Genomic DNA, 22030 nt, shown 5'->3' with positions numbered 1-22030 from the left:
CCAAAGGTACGGTACACAGGCAGTCGGTGGGTGGAAGCCGCGTACGACCGCTGGACTGTCGCGACTGAAAGGGAGCGAGCGATGCTGAAGGCCGAACAGAACGAAGCAATCACCCGCGTCGGGCCCGGCACGCCGATGGGTGAGGTGATGCGGCGGTACTGGCAGCCCGCACTGCTAGCCCAGGAGGTGGCCGAGCCCGACTCGCCTCCCGTCCGCGTCCAGTTGCTTGGCGAGTCGCTCGTCGCGTTTCGAGACAGCCGCGGCGAGGTCGGGCTGATCGACTCGAAGTGTCCGCACCGTCGTGCACCGATGTTCTTCGGTCGAAACGAGGAAGCGGGTCTGCGTTGCGTCTACCACGGCTGGAAGTTCGACACCGCGGGCAACTGTGTCGACCTCCCGTCCGAGCCGCCGGACAGCCCGCTGAAGGCCAAGATCAACATGACGGCCTACCCCACGCATGAGGCCGCCGGGGTGGTCTGGGCCTACCTGGGGCCGCGGGCCGAGATGCCGGAGGCGCCCGATTACGAGTGGATGCGTGCCTTCAAAGGCGGGGGTGGCGTCTCGCGTACCAACGAGCGCGCCAACTGGCTGCAAGCTCTCGAAGGTGGGATCGATACGACCCACTCGTCATTCGCGCACAACAACGACCTTTCGACGACGTCCCTGCTCCGTCAGCAGGACACGCATCCAAAACTCGAGGTCGAGGTCACCGACTACGGCTTCCGCTACGCCAGCATCCGCCGCATCAGCGAGAACCGCCGCTACATCCGGGTTTATCAGTTCGTGATGCCCTTCCAGCAGATTCGGCCAGCCACGGTGGCGTGGGACGGGCAGCCAAACGACATGCCGACCATGCACGGGCATCTGTGGGCGCCGATGGACGACTACACCACGGCCGTCTACAACTTCATGGCTCCGACCGACCTCGACATCCCTCTCTCTCGCGAAGACTTCGAACGGTCGGAGTCGCGCGCCGGGCGCGGGCCCGAGCACTTCATCGGTGAGACGTACTGGCTGCAGCGGAATGCCTCGAACGACTACCTGATCGACCGTGAAGTCCAGCGGACGCAGACCTACACTGGCATCGAAGGCATCAACACCCAGGACTTCGCTCTGCAGGAGGGGATGGATCCCATCTGCGACCGGAGCCGGGAACACCTCGGAACTTCGGATCGAGCGATCATCGCCGCCCGGCGCCTGCTGCTCGACGCCATAGAGGACGTGCAGGCCGGCCGCCCGCTGCGGGGTACCGACCGTCAGATCACCAGCCAGATCCGTCCGGCGGAGGCCATCCTCACCGAGGAAGACGGTGACTGGCGGGATTACTTCAAGGGCGAGTTGGTGGCCCGATGGTGAGGCCGCGGTCGACGCTGGCCGCCGTCACGCAGGCGTCCAGACACAGTGAGGTCCGGGAGTTCACGGTTCCCGATCCGGATGACGGAGCCATCTTTGAGATCGACGCCTCGGGCATCTGTGGCGCGGATATACCCAAGTTCTTCGGTGACCTCCCGGCGCCGGTGATCCTCGGCCACGAAACGGTTGGACGGGTCATCGATGGCGACGAGGCAACCATCGCGCGGTGGGGTGTGAATTCCGAGCGGCGTTACCTCATGGAGGAGTATGTCCCCTGTGGCGCATGCCGACCGTGCCGGATCGGCCGCTATCGCGCCTGCGCCCAGACGAACAGCCGCGATCCGAAGGCGTTGCGCTACGGCACGACGTCGATCACCCGGTCCCCGCAGCTGTGGGGCGGCTTCGCGCAGCATCAATACCTGCACCCGAACACGGTGCTCCACGAGGTACCCGAAGGTGTGCCGGCGGATGTCGCGACGTTCGCGTTGCCATTGAGCAACGGGGTCCAGTGGATGACGATCGATGCCGGTGTTCGGGCGGGGGAATCGGTGTTGATCCAAGGGCCTGGCCAGCAGGGGCTGGCCTGCTTGATGGCGGCGAAGGCCGCCGGGTGCGGCCCGATCATCGTGTCGGGGCTGGCTCAGGATCGCCATCGGCTGGAGTTGGCCTCGGTCCTCGGGGCCGACGAGGTGCTGGTGGCGGACGAGCAGGACGTCACGGATGCGGTCCTGAAGCGCCTGCCAGATGGCGTCGACGTCGTGGCCGATATCTCCGGGGCGGGAACCCTGACGATGTCGGTGGCACTCGACGTGGTCCGACGTGGCGGGCGGGTCGTGATGGCGGCGACCGGCGCGGCCGACGAGTTGCCCGGACTGAAGACGATCCTGGCAAAGGAAGTGACGGTCAGGGGTGTCCGCGGGCACGGCTTTGAGGCCGTCGAGACGGCACTCGCCTGGCTGGGGTCGGGCCGCATCGACATCGCGCCGCTGCACGAGCCCACCTATGGCTTGCAGAACGTCGCCGAAGCGTTCGAGCGGTTGCAGGCGCGTGACGCGGTCCATCTGGTGATAGAACCGCAGAAGTCGTAACACCCGGGGCCGTCCCCGCCGGGGCCGCCTCGGACGCGCCGGATCAAGGGCGTGCCGGTACGGAGCAAGCGAGAGGAGGCCATCGATGGCCGAGTACAAGGTCGTTGACGTGCGTGCGACGGGTGTGATGCCGAACGTGGTTGCAGATCGCCTTACGGAAGTACTCAACGAGTTCGAGGCCGACGGGTGGCGTCAAGAGGGGATCCAACCCATCATCTACAACTCCTCGACCACGGGGTATCTGCTGGTGATCTTTGCCCGCGACTGACGATCTGTGCGTGACCGGTTCCTCGCGTCCGTGCAGGTGCCGTCGCCGCCGACACTCGAGCGGAACACGGTCCGAGGCGTAGCAAGGTGAGAAGATGACACAGCAAGCCAAGACCGTCGTGGTCGGCGCCCTCCTGACGCCGGCGGGGCGGGCCGCGATCGACGAGGCCACGGAATTGGTTCGCGAGGCTGGCGGTCGGGTCGTGCTAGTCGGTCACGTCGCACGGCCTCGGGGAGAGGACGAGGCCGGCCACTATCTGAATGATCTACGCAAACGCGAAGAGGAGCTCGAGCGGCTCGCCGAAGAGTTCCGTGCGCGCGACGTCACCGTCGCGGTTTCCGTCCCGGCAGCGGCGGGCACGCCGGCCGATGCGGTTCTGGGCGCCGCTGCCGAGTACGAGGCGGACCTCATCGTCGTTGGCATTCGCCGGCGATCACGCGTGGGCAAGCTGATCCTGGGCAGCAACTCGCAGGACATCCTGCTCGGAGCCGAGTGTTCGGTGCTCGCCGTGAAGGCGGACGAGGAGTAGGACCTCGCGGACTAGGACCCCGGGCCGGGCTGCCCGGCGCTCTCCCCGAGATGATCTGCGAGCAGTTCCGCCAGATGTCGCCCGGGGCGGTCGCCGAACTCGGCCAGCTGCGTCCGGCAGGAGAATCCGTCCGCGAGGACCGTGGCGTGGGGGAACCGGTTCACCGCGGGGAGAAGGGCGGTCTCGGCGATGGTCTGGGACACGGCGTAGTTGCCCTGTTCCATCCCGAAGTTGCCGGCGAGGCCACAACATCCGCCGACGATCTCCACGGACGCACCCGCCGCACGCAGCAGCCGTTCGTCGGCGGCCCAACCCATTACCGCATGGTGGTGGCAATGTGGCTGGGCGACCACCTGCACGCCGGTGAGGTCCGGCGGCCGCCAGTGGGGTCGGCGGGCAGTCAACGCTTCGGACAACGTACGCGTCGCCGCAGCGACACGTCGTGCGGCGTCGGTCCCCACCAGATCCGGAGCTTCGCCGCGGAGCACGGCGGTGCACGAGGGTTCGAGCCCGACGATCACGCCGCCGTCCGCAGCGGTTCGATGCAGTCGAGTGATGGTCCGGCTGAGCCGGCGCCGCGCCGCATCCAGTTGGCCGGTGGAGATCAGCGGCACCCCGCAACACAGGTCTTCGGCGACCTCGACGGCATAGCCCGCGTCCCTCAGGACTCGCAAGGCTGCGACTCCGGTTTCGGGTGAGAACCGATGGGTGAAGGTGTCGATCCACAGGAGTGCGGTGGGGGAGCCACGTGGCGGTGAGGGCAGGGCTCGCGCAGCAGCGTCCCGCAGGCGCCGTTGTCGGGCGCGGCTGGCCAACTCCGGGAGACCGCGGCGTTCATCGACCCCGGCCAGGGTTCGCAGCAGCCCGCCGATGAATGGGGTACGGGCGATGGCATTCGCGATCGTGGGCGCGGCCGACGCGATGCGAGCGAGCAGCGGGATCCGACCGAGCGTGTAATGCGTACGCGGTCGCAGTCGCCCTCGGAAGGTGCGGTGGAGAACTTCGGCCTTGTACGTGGCCATATCGACACCCGTTGGGCAATCGGAGAGGCAGCCCTTGCAGGCGAGGCAAAGCTTCAGTGCGTCGTGAACCGCCGGATCCGAGGCACCACCCTCCAGGAGTCGACCGTCCACCATCTCCTGCAACACGCGGGCGCGTCCACGAGTCGAGTCGCGCTCGTCACCAGTCGCCAAGTACGAGGGGCACATGACCCGGCCCGGCCCGTGCTGCGTACTGACGCACTTGCCGACGCCGGTGCATCGGTGGACCGCCCGGGCGAACGAACCCTGGTCGTGTCCGAATCCGAAGCCGTCGACGTCAGCATCATCGATCGTCGGAAGGGAACGCAGATTGGCGTCCACCGGTTGGGGGCGGGTCAGCACGCCGGGGTTGAGGATCTCGTCGGGATCGAAGACGCCCTTGAAGACCGCGAATGCTTCGAGTATGTGCGGCGGATACATCTCTGCCAGCAGTTCACTGCGGGCGCGGCCGTCCCCATGCTCGCCGGAGATGGATCCTCCATGACTCGCGACGAGACGGGCGGCGTCGAAGAGGAAGCGCCGGAAGGTCGCGGGCCCCACCGCCTCATCCAGGGGAAAATCGATCCGGACGTGCACGCAACCGTCGCCGAAGTGGCCGTACGGGACGCCGATCAGATCATGTGATAGCAACAGTGCATCGAAGTCGCGCAGGTAATCACCGAGTCGCTCTGGTGGGACGGCCGCGTCCTCCCAACCGGCGTGCGCGGGCCGCGGTCCGCTCCGGGCGACCAGTCCCGATCCATCCTCGCGGATGCGCCACAGCGCCTTCATCTCGGCCGGATCGGTCACGACCCGGTGGCCGCGGCACTGGGCGCCATCCGCAAGGCGCCGTGCGCGGGCGGTGACCTCCGCTGCATCCTCACCGGCCACCTCGGCGAAGAGCCACCCGCCACCCGGTGGCAAGTCGGGCAGTGCAGATGTGCCGCGCCGTTGCCTTACGACGTCGACGATCCGGGAGTCGAGGCCTTCCAACGCACTCAGCATGTGGTCGAGGAGCGGCGGGACGGCGTCGGCTGCTGCCGCCATGTCCTCGTATCCGAGCACCGCAAGCGCTCGGACCGGCGGATCGGGAACCAGGGAGAGTTCGGCCTCGACCGTGATGGCGCAGGTGCCCTCGCTGCCGACCAACGCCTTGGCGGGGGCGTCGCGAAAGATTTCGTGGAGAGCATATCCGGACACCTGGCGCGTGAAACGGTCGAGTTCGTGCTCGATCGCGTGCCGATACCCGCTGAGAGCGTGGGTCACGGTCTCGATGATCGCCGGCGACGACTGCGACGGACGCGACTCGAGTCGAACGCGTTCGCCCGTTCCGGTCACGACGTCCAGGGCAAGGACGTGATCGACGGTGCGCCCGTATCCCAGGGCTCGCGAGCCGCATGCGTTGTTGCCGATCATGCCACCCAGGGTGCAGCGGTCATGTGACGAGGGGTCGGGGCCGAAACGCAATCCGTGTCTTCCGGCGGCGACCTGCAGATCGTCGAGAACGACGCCCGGTTCGACGCGGGCCGTACGACTCGTCGGGTCGACCTCGAGGATCTTCGACATGTGGCGTCGCGTGTCGAGGACTATCCCAGGCCCCACGGCGTTCCCGGCAATGGAGGTGCCGGCGCCGCGCGGGGTGATCGGCACCCCCATGGTGCGTGCCACCTCGACAGCCGCTTCGATGTCCGAGCCGTCCCGGGGAAAGGCGACGGCGCGTGGCGGGACACGGTAGAGGGAGGCGTCGGAGGAGTATTCGGCTCGCCGCCGAGCGTCCGTGTCGACCTCGTCGATGCCGGAACGCCGAAGACAGTGCTCGAGTTCGCTCGTGAGGTCGGAACCGCCCTGGGTGGCTGACACAGGGTCCCCTTGGGGTCTACGGGGCACCGGGGATGCCGGGGTGTCGTGTGCTACTCGCGGACCTCGAGAGCTCGCCGGACCGCCTCCCGACGGACGTCATCGGGGAGTGGGCCCCGCGCGGCCGCCTCGGCATTGGCGACGAGGTGATCGTCGTTCAACGTGCCGATGATGGCCGTCGACAGTCCCGGAAGGCCGATGGTGGCCCGCAGAAGGAACTCGGTCCGGTCCATGCCATCGGCGAGTTCGTCGAGCTCGGCCTGCTCCCAGATCGGCAGGAGCGCTTGACCGCGGCGGCCAGGGCCGGTGGGCGCTACCGCACCCATTGCGACGGCCCCACGAACGACGATGCCGGCGCCCTCTTCGGCAGCGCGCGCGATCAACGGCTCGTGTTCGGGCTCGAGCACGGAGTACGGGACCTGGAACACGTCGAACACGCCGAGCGCGATGTGGTCCGCCAGGTGGGGGAGTTCCCCGGACATGCCGAGGAACCGAATCTTGCCGGCGGCGCGAAGCCGTTGCAGAGTCTTGATCGTGGCGGCCGCCTCCAGTTCCGCGACCGAAGGAGACATGTGCACCTGCAACAGGTCGAGGTGGTCGGTCCGCATCCGCCGCAGGCTCTGCTCGACACCTGCCTCGATATTGGCTGCGCCGTAGTCGTGCGGCGTTCCCCCACCGGCTGTGGCCGGGTCGGCATCATGCGGACAGCCGCACTTGGTGGCGAGGAAGAACTCGTCCCGCCGCGCTGCCAGGTGTCGACCGATCCGCTCCTCCGCCACGCCGTAGTCGATGGAGGTGTCGATGAGATCGATCCCGAGATCGAGGGTCTGATTCAGCAGGCGGCCGACGTGGCGTTCATCGACGGGGCGACCCTTGGGCTCACCCCGTAGCTCCATGGCGCCGAAGCCGAGCGCGCTGATCTCCACACCCGTGTTTCCGAGCATGCGGCGGGGGAGGTCGCTCATGAGGTCTCCGTGACGCACCGGACGTCCGGTGCGGTCAGGTCTGTGGCCTGGCTGGGCGCATCGCGGACGTCGGCCCGGGCGTAGTATAGGGTCAATGGTCCGACAATCATCACCCGATGTTCTTGATCCGTCGTCGAAAGCGTCTCAGGGGACCGCTGCGTCCATTGCGGGCACAGGCGCATGCCCCACGCGAACCGAAGGGGCGTGGCGTGCATCTCTCGCGGGCGAGTGGCTGGCTCGACGGCGCGCTCGGCGGCCTGGTCGCCTTCGCCATCGTCGGTGTCAGTAACCACGCGATCCGCCCCGCCGCCACCTATCGGACGCTCGAGCTCGGCGGCACGGTCGTTGCCGTCGGTCTGGTCGCTGCCTCGTATGGCGCGGTGGCCATGTTTCTCGCGGTGCCGATCGGGCGGGCCGTCGATCGCGCTGACCCGCGGTTCTTTTTCTTGACGGGCACCTTCTCGACCGGCCTGGGGGCAGCCGCATGTGCCTTCGCGCCGGGGCTCGCTTGGCTTGCCCTCGGTCAGGTGCTCGTCGGGAGCGGGTGGGTCATGGCCGCGATCGGTTTTCAGACCATGACCGCCAATCGCCGCCACAGCGACCGGGACCGAGGCTTCGCGCGGCTGGCCGTCGCGGCTTCCGTCGGCCAGTTGCTGGGTCCGTATCTCGCCGGTGTCGTGCTGGACGGTGGTCTCGTCGGGATCTTCGCCACACGTGCGTCTCTGGCCGCGTTCCTCATGGCGGCAGCGTTTGCGTTCGGTGGGACGGTCATCGCGTGGTTCGTCATTCCTGTGGACGTCGAACTGCGGTCGAATCGCTCGTCGGCCGATGGGGCCGCCAACCAGAGCAGCATCCCGACGTTGCTGCGGCGTCCCGGGGTCCCCCAGGCGCTGCTCGTCGGCATCGCGACCCTCTCGACCGTGGATCTCTCCATCATCTATCTGCCGGTCATCGGTGAGGCCCGGGGGATCGGACCGTCGGCCGTGGGAGCTTTGCTCGCCGTCCGCGCCGGTGCCGGGCTCGCATCCCGGCTCGCCTTGCCGGCCCTGATCACCCGGTTGCGGCGTCGGACCCTGCTCGTGGGGGCGATGCTCTCCGCCGCGGTCTCGCTCGCCGGCATCGCAACGCTCGGCTCGGTCGTCGGCCTCGGCATCTGTCTCGCGGTGATGGGATTCGGCCTTGGGATCGCTACGCCGTTGACGATGGCGTGGCTGACGCAGACGACGCCACGCGCGGAGCGCGGGACGGTGCTTGCGGTGCGCATGAGCGGAAACCGGTTCAGCCAGGTCGTGGTCCCGGCCACGTTCGGGGGCGTGGCCGCCGTGCTCGGGCCGGGGGCGATCTTCCTCGTGCTCTCGGCCGCGTTGTTGATGAGTGCTGCCGCGCTGCGGACTGCTCCGCTCAATTCACGGGCGGCCGCGGCAGATCCGTGACGGTTGACACGCGGAGAGAATAAAGGTACGACCATTGCGGGCCGAGGGCTTCGCCGCCCCAGGCTGGCGCGTCCGGCCCCGTACGGGAGACAGGAGTTCAGATGTTGAGGCAAGAGCAGAACGAGGTGTTGTCCGGGACCGGGCCGGGGACCCCGATGGGGGAGGTGTTCCGTCGCTTCTGGATTCCGGCGCTGCTGTCGGAAGAGTTGCCCGCGCCGGACTGCGCGCCGGTGCGGGTGCGGTTGTTGGGTGAGGATCTGGTGGCGTTTCGTGACTCGACCGGCAAGGTGGGGTTGGTCGACGAGGCGTGTCCTCACCGGGGGGCGTCGTTGTTCTTCGGTCGCAACGAGGACTGCGGTCTGCGGTGCACGTATCACGGGTGGAAGTTCGATCGTGATGGGCAGTGTGTCGACATGCCCAACGAGCCGCCGGACACCCAGTTCAAGGAGAAGGTGACCATCAAGGCCTATCCCACTGTGGAGCAGGGTGGGGCGGTCTGGACCTACATGGGGCCGGAGGAGCACGAGCCGCAGATGCCGGCGATGGAGTGGAGCCTGGTCCCTGAGGAGCATCGGTTCCTGGCCAAGATCGAGGTCGACTGCAACTACGCGCAGGCGATGGAAGGCGACATCGATTCGAGCCACACCGCCTTCCTGCACGGGCGTGTCGGCGAGGACTCCCTGGACAACGGCAGCGGCGCGCGCTTCTGGAAGGAGCGTCTGCGTCGGTTCTCGTTCATCGATCGGGCGCCGAAGTTCTTCCTGATCGACACCGACTACGGGTTCATGGCCGCGGCGCGCCGGTATGGCGGAGACGAGCACTACTACTGGCGGATCACCCAGTGGTTGTTCCCGGCCTTCTCGATCACGCCGCGTGAGGCGGGTTCGGTGTTGCAGTGCAACATGCGGATCCCGATCGACGACCACCGCCACATGTTCTACCGGACCCAGTACCGCCCGCAGAAGCCGTTGACCGACGAAGAGGTCTACGAGTACCGCCATGGCGGCAACCTCTTCCAGCAGACGGTGCCGGGCACGTATCGGCCGGTGCAGACGCTGGAGAACGACTTCCTGATCGACCGCAGCCTGCAGCGCAGCGGGACCTACAGCGGCATCAAGGGCATCCCTGCCCAGGATCAGTCCGTGACCGTGTCGATGGGGCCAATCGTGGAGCGGAGCAAGGAGCGTCTGGCGACGTCGGATGCCGCGATCATCCATTCGCGACGGTTGCTGCTCAAGCAGGCCCAGGAGGTTCAGAAGAACGGCCAACTGTCGGTGCCTGGTGGCGGTGACCCGTACTTCGTCCGCGGGGTCGGGTTGCTCGTCGACCGTGACACACCCTTCGACGTCGGCGCTGCAGAAGCGATGGATGCGAACAATCCGTGGCACGAGGACGTCGCCTGGGCGCAGGTCGAACCCGTCGGCGTCGACCACGCCGGATGACCGATGGAGGAGCCGGACCTCGACAGCGCGGCCGTGCTCCCTTCGATCGAATGACCCTCTTGGAGTCAGGTATGGCAGTGACCCTGCGACAGTTGCTCGCGACGCCGTACGTCATGCACGTACGTCCGGTCCAGGACGAGCAAGGCACGTGGCTTCGCCGGGCGGAGTACCCCGAACTCGAGGACTGTTACGCCATCGATGCGTCGCCGTGGACCGCGATGGACGCTCTCGACGAGCACTTGATGGGGTATCTGGTCGACCGACTCGCTGCCGGAGGCGACGTCCGCGTCCCGCGACCGGCCAGGCGCGGGGTCGATGTCGAGCGGCACGTGGACGAGGCCGGCTTCGGCCCGCTCCGGAAATTTCTCGACGTGGAGGTCGATCGACTTCGTGGCGACGAGGAGTTCGCCGCACGGGTGCGTGAGCTCCGGTCGAGGCAAGCATCGGTTGACACGCAGGAAGGCATGAAGGTATAACCATTGAGGTGGGGTCGGGAACGCCTGATCGTGAGGAGTTCAGATGTTGAGGCAAGAGCAGAACGAGGTGTTGTCCGGGACCGGGCCGGGGACCCCGATGGGGGAGGTGTTCCGTCGCTTCTGGATTCCGGCGCTGCTGTCGGAAGAGTTGCCCGCGCCGGACTGCGCGCCGGTGCGGGTGCGGTTGTTGGGTGAGGATCTGGTGGCGTTTCGTGACTCGACCGGCAAGGTGGGGTTGGTCGACGAGGCGTGTCCTCACCGGGGGGCGTCGTTGTTCTTCGGTCGCAACGAGGACTGCGGTCTGCGGTGCACGTATCACGGGTGGAAGTTCGATCGTGATGGGCAGTGTGTCGACATGCCCAACGAGCCGCCGGACACCCAGTTCAAGGAGAAGGTGACCATCAAGGCCTATCCCACTGTGGAGCAGGGTGGGGCGGTCTGGACCTACATGGGGCCGGAGGAGCACGAGCCGCAGATGCCGGCGATGGAGTGGAGCCTGGTCCCTGAGGAGCATCGGTTCCTGGCCAAGATCGAGGTCGACTGCAACTACGCGCAGGCGATGGAAGGCGACATCGATTCGAGCCACACCGCCTTCCTGCACGGGCGTGTCGGCGAGGACTCGGTGGACCGGGGCAGCGCGAACAAGACACGCAAGGAGCGTCTGCGTCGGTTCTCGTTCATCGATCGGGCGCCGAAGTTCTTCCTGATCGACACCGACTACGGGTTCATGGCCGCGGCGCGCCGGTATGGCGGAGACGAGCACTACTACTGGCGGATCACCCAGTGGTTGTTCCCGGCCTTCTCGATCACGCCGCGTGAGGCGGGTTCGGTGTTGCAGTGCAACATGCGGATCCCGATCGACGACCACCGCCACATGTTCTACCGGACCCAGTACCGCCCGCAGAAGCCGTTGACCGACGAAGAGGTCTACGAGTACCGCCATGGCGGCAACATCTTCCCGCAGACGGTGCCGGGCACGTATCGGCCGGTGCAGACGCTGGAGAACGACTTCCTGATCGACCGCAGCCTGCAGCGCAGCGGGACCTACAGCGGCATCAAGGGCATCCCAACCCAGGATCAGTCCGTGACCGTGTCGATGGGGCCAATCGTGGACCGGAGCAAGGAGCGTCTGGCGACGTCGGATGCCGCGATCATCCATTCGCGACGGTTGCTGCTCAAGCAGGCCCAGGAGGTTCAGAAGAACGGCCAACTGTCGGTGCCTGGTGGCGGTGACCCGTACTTCGTCCGCGGGGTCGGGTTGCTCGTCGACCGTGACACACCCTTCGACGTCGGCGCTGCAGAAGCGATGGATGCGAACAATCCGTGGCACGAGGACGTCGCCTGGGCGCAGGTCGAACCCGTCGGCGTCGACGAGTAGAAAAACCTGGCTGTCACCGGCTCGGTTGGTCGAGCCGGCGACAGTGCCACGGTGAACAGGGAGAGCGGTGCCGACCATTGGGCGCAGCGGTGTGGTGGTTTCGTCCGTCATCTTCGGGTGTGGTGACAACGCAGGCCTGATGGTCGCGGGCGATGAGCAGCAGCAGACACAGGTGATCGCGCAGGCGATCGAGGCCGGGATCACGACTTTCGACACCGCCGCGAAGTACGGCGACGGCGCCTCGGAGGAGGCGCTCGGTCGGGTACTGCACAAACTCCGCCCAGCCGACGTGACCGTCGCCTCGAAGGTGAGCGTTCAGGCGGATGCAGCCGACCCCGGCGGTGTACTCCGTGCGTGCGAACAAAGCCTGCGTCGACTTGGCCGCGACCACATCGATCTCTACCAGGTGCACAACCGGATCGCCCCCTCTGGCGTGAGGATCGCACTCGACGGGCGTCTTCCGACGCTCGCTCTCGACGATTTCTCGATGCCCGGCGGGGTTGGCGACCAACTGCGTGAGCTGCGGGACAGCGGCAAGGTGCGAGCGATCGGGGTCACCACCTATGGCGGTGCTTCGGCCGAGATCCGCCGCGTCATCGACCTGGGACTGCTCGACGCGATCAATGCGTCCTTCCATCTACTGAACCCGACCGTCGCCCGAGCCGGCGGCCCCGACTGGGACGCGTACGACTACGAGGGTGTCGGGGCCTTCGCCCAGACGCGGGGGCTGGCCGTCCTGGGCATCCGGCCGTTGGCCGGCGGGTATCTCTCGGCACGGTCGGGTGATGGCACCTCGCCTCCACCGGGCGCCCGCGTCCCGGACAACGACGTCCAGTGGACGCCTGCCGTGACCGCGCTCCTCGACGACTGGTGCGGCTCGAAGGGCTGCCGGATCCCCGAACTCGCGACGGCGTTCTCGCTCGCGGCGGAGACCATCACCAGCCCCGTCATCGGGATATCCGAAGTCGCTCATGTGAGCGCCGTCGCCGGCGAACTCGCGAAGAACCGACTGACAACGCATGACGTCGAGGCCTGGATGGAGGCCCTCTTGTCGACCGCGAGGGCCGGGCAGGAGAAACCGACCACATCCGAGGGCAGCAGCGGTCCGATGGATTGTCTGCGGTAGCCGCCGGACCGGGGGAGCACCCGACCCGCTGACGGCAGGTCGCGGATCACACACGACACCACGAATGGGAGAAGAGCACAAGATGATGCCGACCCGCACGTCCCGTTGGCTGGCCGCGCTCGGCGCGATCGCCCTGTTGGTGTCGGCCTGCGGCACCGAGGCCGACACGCAGCCGGAGACGGGCCCGACCGAGCCCGCAGCCGGCAGTGATGACGCCGACGGTGGCGCCGATGAGACCGAGGCACAAGACGACATCGCCGCGTACTTCGAGGGCGAGACGATCGAGCTGATCGTGCCGTACTCGACGGGCGGTGGGACCGACACCCTTGCCCGGCTGATGGCAGCCAACGTGGGGCAGTACATCCCGGGGAACCCGAACGTGCAGGTCGTGAACGTCGAAGGCGGTGGCGGGATCGTCGGCTCCAACCAGTTCGCTCGGGCGGAAGCCGACGGCTACACCTGGCTGCTCACTTCGAGCCCGGTCGTGTTCAACGCCCTGATCGGCAACGAGCTGGTCGAGTACGACTTCCGGGAGTGGGAGGTGTTGGCGGCCCTGCAGACCGCTGGCATGTACGTCACCGTGCCCGGCACCGGCTACGACCCCGACGACCTCACGTCCATTCAAGACGCCACGTTCCTCGGCGGCGCGACCGACTACGTCTCCGCGCCGACCGCGGTCTACTACCTGCTCGACCAGCTCGGGGCGGACCTTAACTTCCTGCCCGGCTTCGACGGGACGGGGGCGATCGGCACGGCGTTCGAGCAGGGGGAGTTGAATCTCTACAACCCTCCGACGGCGCAGTTCCTCGATTCTCCTATGCAGGGCCAGATCGAGGCCGGTGAGGTCATCCCCGTCGTGAACCCTGGCCTGCTCGAAGGCGGCGACCTCGTTCGGCCCGAGCGGATACCCGACGTACCGTCGGCGCAGGAACTGTGGGAGGCCGTCTATGGTGAGGACGGCACCGACATGTTCGAATGGGAGGTCTTCCGAGGTCTGCATGCCGTCGCATACGGCCTGCAGAAGGGCCTGTTCGCACCGGCCGGGACGCCTCCGGAGGTCCTGGATGCGATCCGGGATGGCTTCCAGGCCCTCGAACAGGACGAGGACTTCGGTGCCGAGTTGTTCGAGGCGACCGGGGACGAGGTGCCAAGCGCTGGGGACGAAGCACAGGAACTGTTTGCCCTGCTGGACGTCCCGGACGAGGCTCTCGAGGCTTGGCTGACGTGGCTGGAGGGCTACGGTTTCGAGCGATAACAGCGCCGGACGAACGGTGGCCGGAGCCGGCGGGACGCTTTCGTGCCGCACCGGCTCCGGCCGTTGACTGGGCGCGTCCAGACCTCCGGGCGTGACCGCGAAGGCGTGGGTGCTGGTCGACGGGAGTGGTCACGAGCATTCAGGCGGAAGCTGGGAGACGAGAAGCAATGCTCGAAGCATCCGTCGAGGCGCTGCAGTACATCGCGACGCCCGGCTATCTGGGATTCCTGCTGCTCGGGGTGAGCCTCGGGCTCACCATCGGACTCATTCCGGGCCTCGGCGGCATCGTCGGTATGTCGATGATCCTGCCGTTCATCTTCGGCATGGATCCGGTCAACGGGCTGGCGCTGCTTACCGGCGCGGTCGCGGTCGGGTCCACCAGCGACACGTTCCCCGCCGTGCTCATCGGTGTCCCAGGGTCTGCTGGCGCCCAAGCCACGATCATGGACGGCTACCCCTTGGCCCGGCAGGGCCGCGCCAAGGAGGCCCTGGCCGCCGCGTTCACGGCCTCGGTCCTTGGCGGCTTGTTCGGAGCCTTTGCCCTTCTGGCGGTGCTCGGCGTCGCGCGGCCGCTGTTGTTGCAGTTGCGGTCCCCACAACTGCTCATGCTCACGTTGCTCGGACTGAGCCTCGTCGGCGTGCTCAGCCAGAAGGCGCCCGGACTGGGTCTGCTGTCCGCGCTGCTGGGCGCCCTGCTCGGGGTCGTCGGTGTCGCACCCGTGGATGGTTTCCCCCGCTACACGTTCGGGACGGCCTACCTCACGGACGGCATACCACTGGCCGTCCTCGCACTGGGCCTGTTCGGCATGCCGGAGATCATCAACCTCCTGGCCAAGGGGTCTTCGGTCGCGAGCCAAGGACGGCTCGAAGGCAGCATCGCTGCCGGAGTACGCGCCGCTCTGCAGCACCGTTGGCTGATCCTGCGCAGTTCCGTCATGGGAATGGCGGTCGGAGCGGTTCCGGGCTTGGGCGGGGCGGTCGTCGACTGGCTCGTCTACGGCGTCGCGCAACAGACCTATCGGGACAGCGAAAACTTCGGCAAGGGCGACATCCGAGGGGTCATCGCCCCCGAGAGCGCCAACAATGCCAAGGAGGGCGGGTCATTCCTACCGACGCTCGTGTTCGGCATCCCCGGCAGCGGGGTCATGGCCGTCATGATCGGCGGCCTGACCCTTCTTGGGCTTCAGGTCGGGCCCGGCATGCTTGAACGAGACCTGTCCTTCACGATTAGTGTGGCCTGGACGCTCGCCCTCGCCAATGTCGTCGGTGTTCTGGCCTGCTTCATCTTCATCCGGCCCATCGCTCGATTGACGACAATCCGAGCGTCCCGGTTGATGCCGTTCATCCTGGTGCTGGTGGCAATGGCGGCCTACCAGAGCAGTGGCCGCATCGGCGACATCATCGCCCTGCTCGTCATCGGCCTGCTCGGCTGGGTGCTCAACCACGTAGGAATCCCACGCCCACCCATGCTGATCGGTTTTGTGCTCTCCGTCAGTGCGGAGCGGTACCTGTTCCTCACGCGCGGCCTGTATCAGTGGGGATTCCTCAGAGAGCCGAGTGTCATCGGTCTCGGCCTCGTGATCGTGGTCCTGACCGTCGGCATTCCGCTCGTTCGTCGGCGCAACCGTGTCTAGCGTCGGACGACGCGTGATTCGAGACAACAGCCAGGAGACCCAGATGGCGCACGGTGACAAGCGTGATGCAGCTCAGGCCGTGGTCCTGTGGGCACTGCTCCTGCTGTTCATCCTTGCGGGGCTCCAAGCCGGCGGCTTCCGGTCTCAGTCACGGCCGTTACCACTCTTCTTGGGCGGCTCCGGCGTCTTCGTCACGTCGACCCTCCTGATCGGACGAGGCATGCAGTGGTGGCGTCGCCGACCGATCCGTGACGTTCCGGGACGGGAGGCGACAGCCGATCACATCGACATCTCGGGCGTCGCGCACGAACCAGGGCCACCCGGCGGCCAATCCGACGAAGGCACAGACCCCCTCTCATCCGGAGAGCTGGGCGCATCGCTGGCCTATTGGGGCGTCTTCGCCGGCTACCTCCTCATGATCTTCCTGGTGGGTTTCCACCTCGCCAGCTTCGGGTTCGTCGCTGGCTTTCTCCTGCTCCGTGGCGAGCTCCGCTGGCCCTTCGCCATCGCCGGAGCCGGCGCGCTCGTCGTGGTCTTCGTCACACTCGAACGCCTCTACAACCTGCGTCTGCCGGCCGCCTTCTGGGCTTGACATGTCCGGCGGCGTCTTGACGCCATCCATCGACCGGTACGGGGATACTGCATGCTTCGCATAGGCGTCATCGGTGCAGGACGCAACGCTCGGGAGAAGCACCTCCCCGACATCGTGGCGGACGGCCGTGCCGAACTCGTGGCGGTCGCGAACCGCAGTCTCGAGTCCGGTCGAGCGGTAGGCGACCGGTTCGATGTGCCGGAGGTCTACGCGAACTGGCGCGAATTTCTCGAGCGCGCGCACCTCGATGCTGTCGTCATCGGTACGTGGCCGGACCAGCATGTGGAGATCGCTATCGCTGCGCTGCAGGCCGGCGCACACGTCCTGGTCGAGGCGCGACTGGCCTCCAGCCTCGCTGACGCGCTCGCCCTACGCGACGCCGTCCGAGCCCACCCGCAACAGGTCGTCCAGGTCGTGCCAGCCGGCTTCAGCCTCGAGCAGGACCTGACCATGAAGCGCCTGGTCGAGGACGAGCTCGGCGAACTCATCAGCGTCGAGGGCACGTTTCACGACGGCGACTTCGCTGACGAGTCGGCACCGCTGCATTGGCGGCAGGACGCACGCCGTGTCGGGATCAACATGATGACGCTCGGTCGTCGCTACGAGGTGTTGCTGCGCTGGCTGCCCCACGTCCGTGAGGTTGTTGCCGCCGGCGAGGTCGTGGTGCGCGAGCGCCGCGATCCGTCGACGAACGAAATGCACGCGTTGAGGCTTCCGGACGTGCTGTCTGTGCTCGGGCGCTATCCCGGCCGGGCTCAGCTGACGCTGACGATGAGTACGGTGACGGGACATGGGCCAGCGCCGACGGTGCGCATCTTCGGCCGTGATGCAACGGTGCTGTTCGACGGGGCATCAAAGCAGATCTACCTCGGTCGCAAGGACGCGGGAGAACTGGTCGAGGTGGTGGTGCCCGACCATGAGCGCCACCCACGGCGAGTCATCGGCGAGTTCCTCGACTCCATCGTCGATCAGGCGCCCGTCCGGCGCACGACCCTTGAGGACGCGCTGCGGTACACGGCATTCACGGATGCGGTCCACCGCAGCCTGCACTCCGGAGGTTGGGAAACCGTCGAGGGTGATGGATCGCATCCGAACTGAGACCGGGCCTGTCATCCCGTGAGAACGGGCCGTGCTCGTCGCCGACCGTGGGCCGCGGTGAGAATGGCAAGCACGTACACGATGATCAGAAACGCCCAGCTCGGGACATAGGAGGCACGGAGATCGGCGATCAGTCCGAAGAGCAGGGGGCCGGAGGTGAAGCCGACGTACATGCCGATGGACAGGACACCGGAGGCCCGACCGAGGTCTCCCGCTCGGATGCGCCGTACGAGCGTCATCATGATGACGACGTTTGCTGCGAGCGCGGTGAAGGAATGGACGGAAACACCCACCCAGATGAGCCACCACGTGTGACGCGCGCCCAGAAGGGCAAGCACCCCGACGAGCGCACCGCAGGCGATGAAGAGCAGCGAACTCGGTGCGTCGAGTTGCTCCGACCATCGCCCCCAGACGACGCGAGCCGCCATCCCCAGACCGCCGAGTGCGCCAGCGGTCGCACCGGCTGCGACCGGGTCGAAACCGATGTCGCTGAAGGCGTAGAGTGGGAGATACGCATTGGTGGCTTGCACACCGCATCCGATCAGGAGCGCGTAGGCGGTCAGCCAGCGCACGAAGTCGGGCAGTGGGGTGGGCGGCGGCCGATCACGGCGCGGCAACCGGCGAGAACTCTCGGTACGCGGCGTCGCGGGCAGGACCCGGATCGTCAGCACCGCGCCGATGCCCGCGAGAACGGCACTGCTCATGATGGCGGTCCGCCAGCCGTACCACACGGCGACGCTCGGCAGGCACGCGCCGACCAGGAACTGACACAGTTGCACGCCCGACTGTTTGATCCCGAGGGTATGTCCGCGTTGACCGGCGGGTAGATAGCTCACCACCGCATGGTTGGTGGCAGGGTTCGACAGCGACTGGGCAGCTCCGGAGAGGCTCAGTGCGACCGCCATCCAGAGAAACGTCGGCGCCAGTCCGGTTGCGAGCACGGCGCCGCCACCGAACGCGAACAGGACGAGGAGGCTGTGCCGCGGCCCCCATCGATCCGTCAGCCGACCCCCCTGGGCGGCGATCGTGGCCGTGAACAGGTGGGGAATGACGAGCAGCAGGCCAACCTGCGCCGTCGAGATCCCGAGGTCCGTGACGATCAGCGGACTGAGCGCGGCAATGCTCAGATTGGCGAGCGGAGCCACGCCCATGGCGAGCGCGAGGCTGCCCGCCAGGGCGCCCCGACCACCGCCACCGCCCTGCAGAACAGGTGCAGGCATGGCCGGTCCTCCGGTGCCGACTAGCGTTGGCGTCCGCCTCCGCTGCGGGCAGCCGCCGATGGCATGGGTGCAAACTTCATACCAGAGTGGTTGAATGGTCGAAACTCAGCGGCGTTCGCGCAGCACCGGCTGAAGCGACGACCGATAGAGGCCTGGATGCAGGTGGCTCCTTCCTCGGTCGGAGCACGACGCAGTTCGACACAGGGGCCGAGCATGGTCAACAAGAATGAAGTTCAGGCTCCACCGGCGCAGGCGAGCGAAGTGATCTTCCAGCCGGTGCAGACGGGTCGCGTCTCTGGCGCGATCGTCCGACAGGCCGAGTCGGCGATCATCTCTGGCCGTTTGCAGGTGGGCGAGCGTCTGCCGCCGGAACGCGAACTCGCCGAACAGTTCGGCGTGAGTCGGGTCACCGTGCGTGACGCGTTGCGGGTGCTGGAGGCCAAGGGGCTGATCCGCATCCGCGCAGGCGCGAAGGGCGGGGCGTTCGTGACGACGCCGCCCCCGACGATGCTGCGCGAAGGCCTGGCGAACCTGTTGATCCTGTCGGATGTCACCGCCATGGATGTGACCGAGGTGCGACTCGCCTTGGAGGTGGAGGCCGTCCGGCTCGCCTGTACCCGGGCCACCGACGACGACATCCGGGCGCTCCTGGACATCTGCACGCGTACGGAGTCCGCCCTCCAGACCGGTGACTACGACATCCGGTTGTCGGCGGAGTTCCATGTTCGGTTGGCCGCGGCAAGCCACAACCCGGCATTCGCCCTGGTCGTGGAGGCGCTGTACGGGCCGATGCTCGTTTCGCTCGCGGAGGCCAAGGAAGGGTCGCAGGACTACGGGATCGGGCCCGACCGGAACGAGCACCGCGACATCGTCACCGCGATCTCCTCGCGGGACGAGGGCCAGGCGGTCGAGATCATGCAGCACCACCTGAAACGGCAGACGCAGCGCCTGAACCGACGGCTCAACGGCCTGAAGGGCGGTTCGTGACCTCGGAGGCGATGCGCCTCGCAACATGCTGCTGATGCGGTCGTCCTCGTGTGGGCCACAGCGTGTGTTGGCCGACGACGGTCATGGTTTGTCGACGGACGTGCGCGACAGCATGTTCGTCACTCGGGGCGCGTCAAGGTGAGGTGGCCTGATCGGGATCACCTGCCGCGGCGCCGCCCAGGTCCTCGAGAACGATCCCGACGGCAAGCCCGCCGAGAAGAGCAAGGCAAGCGATAGCCCGCGGGGCACGGACGGCGTCGGCTAATGTCGCGCCACGCTGACCCGGCAGCTTGAGAGTCGCACCGCGCCCCCTGGTCACCGACTCGCGGTGGCGGCAGGGGCGTCGACGCGTGGCCGCGGTCGAGTTCGGCTGCCCTCGATCCATTCTTCCGCTCGCCTGCCTGACGCCGGAGGGTGCGGCAACCCCGCCAGGGTGTAACTTTCAGACCAAACTGGTTGAATGGTCGAAACTCAGCGGCGTTCGCGCAGCACCGGCTGAAGCGACGACCGATAGAGGCCTGGATGCAGGTGGCTCCTTCCTCGGTCGGAGCACGACGCAGTTCGACACAAGGGGCCGAGCATGGTCAACAAGAATGAAGTTCAGGCTCCACCGGCGCAGGCGAGCGAAGTGATCTTCCAGCCGGTGCAGACGGGTCGCGTCTCTGGCGCGATCGTCCGACAGGCCGAGTCGGCGATCATCTCTGGCCGTTTGCAGGTGGGCGAGCGTCTGCCGCCGGAACGCGAACTCGCCGAACAGTCCGGCGTGAGTCGGGTCACCGTGCGTGACGCGTTGCGGGTGCTGGAGGCCAAGGGGCTGATCCGCATCCGCGCAGGCGCGAAGGGCGGGGCGTTCGTGACGACGCCGCCCCCGACGATGCTGCGCGAAGGCCTGGCGAACCTGTTGATCCTGTCGGATGTCACCGCCATGGATGTGACCGAGGTGCGACTCGCCTTGGAGGTGGAGGCCGTCCGGCTCGCCTGTACCCGGGCCACCGACGACGACATCGACGAACTGTTCGACATCTGTGCGCGCCGGGACGCCGCAATCGAGAGTGGCGACTACGACATCCGTTTGTCGGCAGAGTTCCATGTTCGGTTGGCCGCGGCAAGCCACAACCCGGCATTCGCCCTGGTCGTGGAGGCGCTCTACTGGCCGATGCTCGTTTCGCTCGCGGAGGCCAAGGAAGGGTCGCAGGACTACGGGATCGGGCCCGACCGGAACGAGCACCGCGACATCGTCACCGCGATCTCCTCGCGGGACGAGGGCCAGGCGGTCGAGATCATGCAGCACCACCTGAAACGGCAGACGCAGCGTCTGAACCGGCGGCTCGAGGATCTGAAGGGTCGCTCGTGACCTCAGGAGTCATCGCCTTGCCGGCGAATGTGCCGCCACGGGTGTATCTGCAGCCCGGCGCGCCACCGGAACTCGTCGAGGCCGTCACCTCGGAGGCGACGCTCGTCGCGGACGCCGCTGACGCGAACGTCATCGTCTGGGCCAACATCGACGGCGACGGGTTCCTCGATGCACGCCACGACGACATCGCCCTGGTCCAGTTGCCATTCGCCGGCATCGACCGGTGGGTGGCCGAGGGCAGTATCGATGCTCGCTGGACCTACGCGGCTGCCGCTGGTGTCTATGCCGCCCCGGTGGCAGAGCACGCCCTGGCGCTGCTGCTTGCCGCCTGCCGACGCCTCCATGAGTGCGCCCGTGCCTCGGACTGGGGGAAGCGGTGGGAGCGGGCGGGGACCTCTCTCGACGGCTCGGTCGTCGGCATCGTCGGTTGTGGCGGGATCGGCGAACGTCTCCTCGCGCTGCTGCGGCCGCTCGGGGCGAGTGTCGTTGCGGTCACCCGCAGCGGAAGGACCGTGGAGGGAGCGACACGCAGTCTGGCTGCGTCACAACTGAACGAGCTCTGGCCCATCGTCGATCACGTGGTCCTGCTCGCACCGGCGACGGACGCGACGCGCTCCTTGGTGGGCGCGGCGGAACTCGAGGCGATGCGCTCCACCGCGTGGCTGCACAACCTGGCGCGTGGCTCCCTGGTCGATACCGGCGCCCTCCTCGCCGCCCTCGACGACGGTCGCATCGCTGGCGCAGCGCTTGACGTCACCGATCCGGAGCCGTTGCCCGAAGACCATCCCCTGTGGTCGCACGCACGGGTGTTGATCACACCGCACGTCGCCTGCCCACCACCCGTCCTGTTGCCCCACTACGCCAGCCGGGTACGGGAGAACCTGCGCCGGTTGCGCCAGGGCGAACGTCCACTTGGGGTCATCGATCTCGACCGCGGGTACTGAGCCGCCCGCCAG

19 protein-coding genes are annotated in these 22030 nt (G+C 67.2%); 16 read left to right on the top strand and 3 right to left on the bottom strand.

What is annotated here, in order from left to right:
- Positions 1-81: 81 nt before the first annotated feature.
- The 4 genes from ELR47_RS00430 (at position 82) to ELR47_RS00415 (ending at position 3238) form a co-directional block, all read left to right on the top strand.
- Entirely contained in the window at positions 82-1356 is a 1275-nt protein-coding gene (locus tag ELR47_RS00430) for a Rieske 2Fe-2S domain-containing protein (RefSeq protein WP_130648097.1), read from the top strand.
- The gene (locus ELR47_RS00425; protein WP_130648096.1) at positions 1350-2441 is read left to right on the top strand and encodes a zinc-dependent alcohol dehydrogenase; all 1092 of its coding nucleotides are present in this window, start codon (positions 1350-1352) and stop codon (positions 2439-2441) included. The genes ELR47_RS00430 and ELR47_RS00425 overlap by 7 nt, the downstream gene beginning before the upstream one ends.
- An 85-nt stretch (positions 2442-2526) precedes the next feature.
- Positions 2527-2709 (top strand): DUF4177 domain-containing protein, encoded by a 183-nt coding sequence (locus tag ELR47_RS00420; RefSeq protein ID WP_130648095.1) that lies wholly within the window; start codon positions 2527-2529, stop codon positions 2707-2709.
- 94 nt (positions 2710-2803) lie between these two features.
- Positions 2804-3238, top strand: a complete 435-nt coding sequence (locus tag ELR47_RS00415; protein ID WP_130648094.1) for a universal stress protein — start codon at positions 2804-2806, stop codon at positions 3236-3238.
- 11 nt (positions 3239-3249) lie between these two features.
- Here ELR47_RS00415 and ELR47_RS00410 read toward each other — a convergent pair whose 3' ends face one another.
- Positions 3250-6117: an FAD-binding and (Fe-S)-binding domain-containing protein gene (locus tag ELR47_RS00410; RefSeq protein ID WP_130648093.1), complete on the bottom strand. Its 2868-nt coding sequence runs from the start codon at positions 6115-6117 to the stop codon at positions 3250-3252.
- Positions 6118-6167: 50 nt separating this feature from the next.
- Positions 6168-7079 carry an aldo/keto reductase gene (locus ELR47_RS00405; protein ID WP_130648092.1) on the bottom strand — a complete coding sequence of 304 codons (912 nt, stop codon included), beginning with the start codon at positions 7077-7079 and terminating at the stop codon, positions 6168-6170.
- A gap of 209 nt (positions 7080-7288) precedes the next feature.
- Between ELR47_RS00405 and ELR47_RS00400 the strand changes: the two genes are divergently transcribed.
- The 9 genes from ELR47_RS00400 (at position 7289) to ELR47_RS00360 (ending at position 17513) form a co-directional block, all read left to right on the top strand.
- Positions 7289-8512, top strand: coding sequence for an MFS transporter (locus ELR47_RS00400; protein WP_165403743.1), 1224 nt, complete (start codon positions 7289-7291; stop codon positions 8510-8512).
- A gap of 101 nt (positions 8513-8613) precedes the next feature.
- The gene (locus ELR47_RS00395) at positions 8614-9954 is read left to right on the top strand and encodes a Rieske 2Fe-2S domain-containing protein (protein ID WP_130648090.1); all 1341 of its coding nucleotides are present in this window, start codon (positions 8614-8616) and stop codon (positions 9952-9954) included.
- Between the two features lie 50 nt (positions 9955-10004).
- A complete protein-coding gene (locus tag ELR47_RS00390) occupies positions 10005-10430 on the top strand; it encodes a hypothetical protein (RefSeq protein WP_130648089.1) in 426 nt (141 codons plus the stop codon).
- Between the two features lie 43 nt (positions 10431-10473).
- Complete coding sequence (locus tag ELR47_RS00385) at positions 10474-11808, top strand: Rieske 2Fe-2S domain-containing protein (RefSeq protein ID WP_130648088.1); 1335 nt, start codon at positions 10474-10476, stop codon at positions 11806-11808.
- A 67-nt stretch (positions 11809-11875) separates the two neighbouring features.
- The gene (locus tag ELR47_RS00380) at positions 11876-12934 is read left to right on the top strand and encodes an aldo/keto reductase (RefSeq protein ID WP_130648087.1); all 1059 of its coding nucleotides are present in this window, start codon (positions 11876-11878) and stop codon (positions 12932-12934) included.
- Positions 12935-12998: 64 nt separating this feature from the next.
- Positions 12999-14189 (top strand): type 2 periplasmic-binding domain-containing protein, encoded by a 1191-nt coding sequence (locus tag ELR47_RS00375; protein ID WP_165403742.1) that lies wholly within the window; start codon positions 12999-13001, stop codon positions 14187-14189.
- Between the two features lie 167 nt (positions 14190-14356).
- The gene (locus ELR47_RS00370; protein ID WP_130648085.1) at positions 14357-15823 is read left to right on the top strand and encodes a tripartite tricarboxylate transporter permease; all 1467 of its coding nucleotides are present in this window, start codon (positions 14357-14359) and stop codon (positions 15821-15823) included.
- Positions 15824-15866: 43 nt separating this feature from the next.
- Entirely contained in the window at positions 15867-16415 is a 549-nt protein-coding gene (locus ELR47_RS00365; protein WP_130648084.1) for a hypothetical protein, read from the top strand.
- Positions 16416-16466: 51 nt separating this feature from the next.
- On the top strand, positions 16467-17513 hold the full coding sequence (locus tag ELR47_RS00360; protein WP_130648083.1) for a Gfo/Idh/MocA family protein: 1047 nt from the start codon (positions 16467-16469) through the stop codon (positions 17511-17513).
- An 11-nt stretch (positions 17514-17524) separates the two neighbouring features.
- Here the strand turns inward: ELR47_RS00360 and ELR47_RS00355 are convergent, their stop codons facing one another.
- Complete coding sequence (locus ELR47_RS00355; protein ID WP_130648082.1) at positions 17525-18733, bottom strand: MFS transporter; 1209 nt, start codon at positions 18731-18733, stop codon at positions 17525-17527.
- Positions 18734-18946: 213 nt separating this feature from the next.
- On the opposite strand from ELR47_RS00355, the gene ELR47_RS00350 reads away from it, so the two are divergent.
- From ELR47_RS00350 to ELR47_RS00340, 3 genes are all read left to right on the top strand, one after another.
- Positions 18947-19720 (top strand): FadR/GntR family transcriptional regulator, encoded by a 774-nt coding sequence (locus ELR47_RS00350; RefSeq protein ID WP_130648081.1) that lies wholly within the window; start codon positions 18947-18949, stop codon positions 19718-19720.
- A 580-nt stretch (positions 19721-20300) separates the two neighbouring features.
- A complete protein-coding gene (locus tag ELR47_RS00345; RefSeq protein WP_130648080.1) occupies positions 20301-21074 on the top strand; it encodes a FadR/GntR family transcriptional regulator in 774 nt (257 codons plus the stop codon).
- 17 nt (positions 21075-21091) lie between these two features.
- On the top strand, positions 21092-22018 hold the full coding sequence (locus ELR47_RS00340) for an NAD(P)-dependent oxidoreductase (RefSeq protein ID WP_205745365.1): 927 nt from the start codon (positions 21092-21094) through the stop codon (positions 22016-22018).
- The last annotated feature ends 12 nt before the right edge of the window (positions 22019-22030 follow it).

Origin of the sequence: Egicoccus halophilus (assembly GCF_004300825.1) — a bacterium.
GTDB lineage: Bacteria > Actinomycetota > Nitriliruptoria > Nitriliruptorales > Nitriliruptoraceae > Egicoccus > Egicoccus halophilus.
The sequence above is the reverse complement of the archived record's forward strand: the minus strand, read 5'-3'. Positions and strand labels throughout refer to the sequence as shown.

Coding starts and splice junctions, on each gene's coding strand:
- ELR47_RS00430 (WP_130648097.1), top strand. CDS start 82: ATGCTGAAGGCCGAACAGAACGAAGCAATCACCCGCGTCGGGCCCGGC.
- ELR47_RS00425 (WP_130648096.1), top strand. CDS start 1,350: ATGGTGAGGCCGCGGTCGACGCTGGCCGCCGTCACGCAGGCGTCCAGA.
- ELR47_RS00420 (WP_130648095.1), top strand. CDS start 2,527: ATGGCCGAGTACAAGGTCGTTGACGTGCGTGCGACGGGTGTGATGCCG.
- ELR47_RS00415 (WP_130648094.1), top strand. CDS start 2,804: ATGACACAGCAAGCCAAGACCGTCGTGGTCGGCGCCCTCCTGACGCCG.
- ELR47_RS00405 (WP_130648092.1), bottom strand. CDS start 7,079: ATGAGCGACCTCCCCCGCCGCATGCTCGGAAACACGGGTGTGGAGATC.
- ELR47_RS00395 (WP_130648090.1), top strand. CDS start 8,614: ATGTTGAGGCAAGAGCAGAACGAGGTGTTGTCCGGGACCGGGCCGGGG.
- ELR47_RS00390 (WP_130648089.1), top strand. CDS start 10,005: ATGACCCTCTTGGAGTCAGGTATGGCAGTGACCCTGCGACAGTTGCTC.
- ELR47_RS00385 (WP_130648088.1), top strand. CDS start 10,474: ATGTTGAGGCAAGAGCAGAACGAGGTGTTGTCCGGGACCGGGCCGGGG.
- ELR47_RS00375 (WP_165403742.1), top strand. CDS start 12,999: ATGGGAGAAGAGCACAAGATGATGCCGACCCGCACGTCCCGTTGGCTG.
- ELR47_RS00370 (WP_130648085.1), top strand. CDS start 14,357: ATGCTCGAAGCATCCGTCGAGGCGCTGCAGTACATCGCGACGCCCGGC.
- ELR47_RS00365 (WP_130648084.1), top strand. CDS start 15,867: ATGGCGCACGGTGACAAGCGTGATGCAGCTCAGGCCGTGGTCCTGTGG.
- ELR47_RS00360 (WP_130648083.1), top strand. CDS start 16,467: ATGCTTCGCATAGGCGTCATCGGTGCAGGACGCAACGCTCGGGAGAAG.
- ELR47_RS00355 (WP_130648082.1), bottom strand. CDS start 18,733: ATGCCTGCACCTGTTCTGCAGGGCGGTGGCGGTGGTCGGGGCGCCCTG.
- ELR47_RS00350 (WP_130648081.1), top strand. CDS start 18,947: ATGGTCAACAAGAATGAAGTTCAGGCTCCACCGGCGCAGGCGAGCGAA.
- ELR47_RS00345 (WP_130648080.1), top strand. CDS start 20,301: ATGGTCAACAAGAATGAAGTTCAGGCTCCACCGGCGCAGGCGAGCGAA.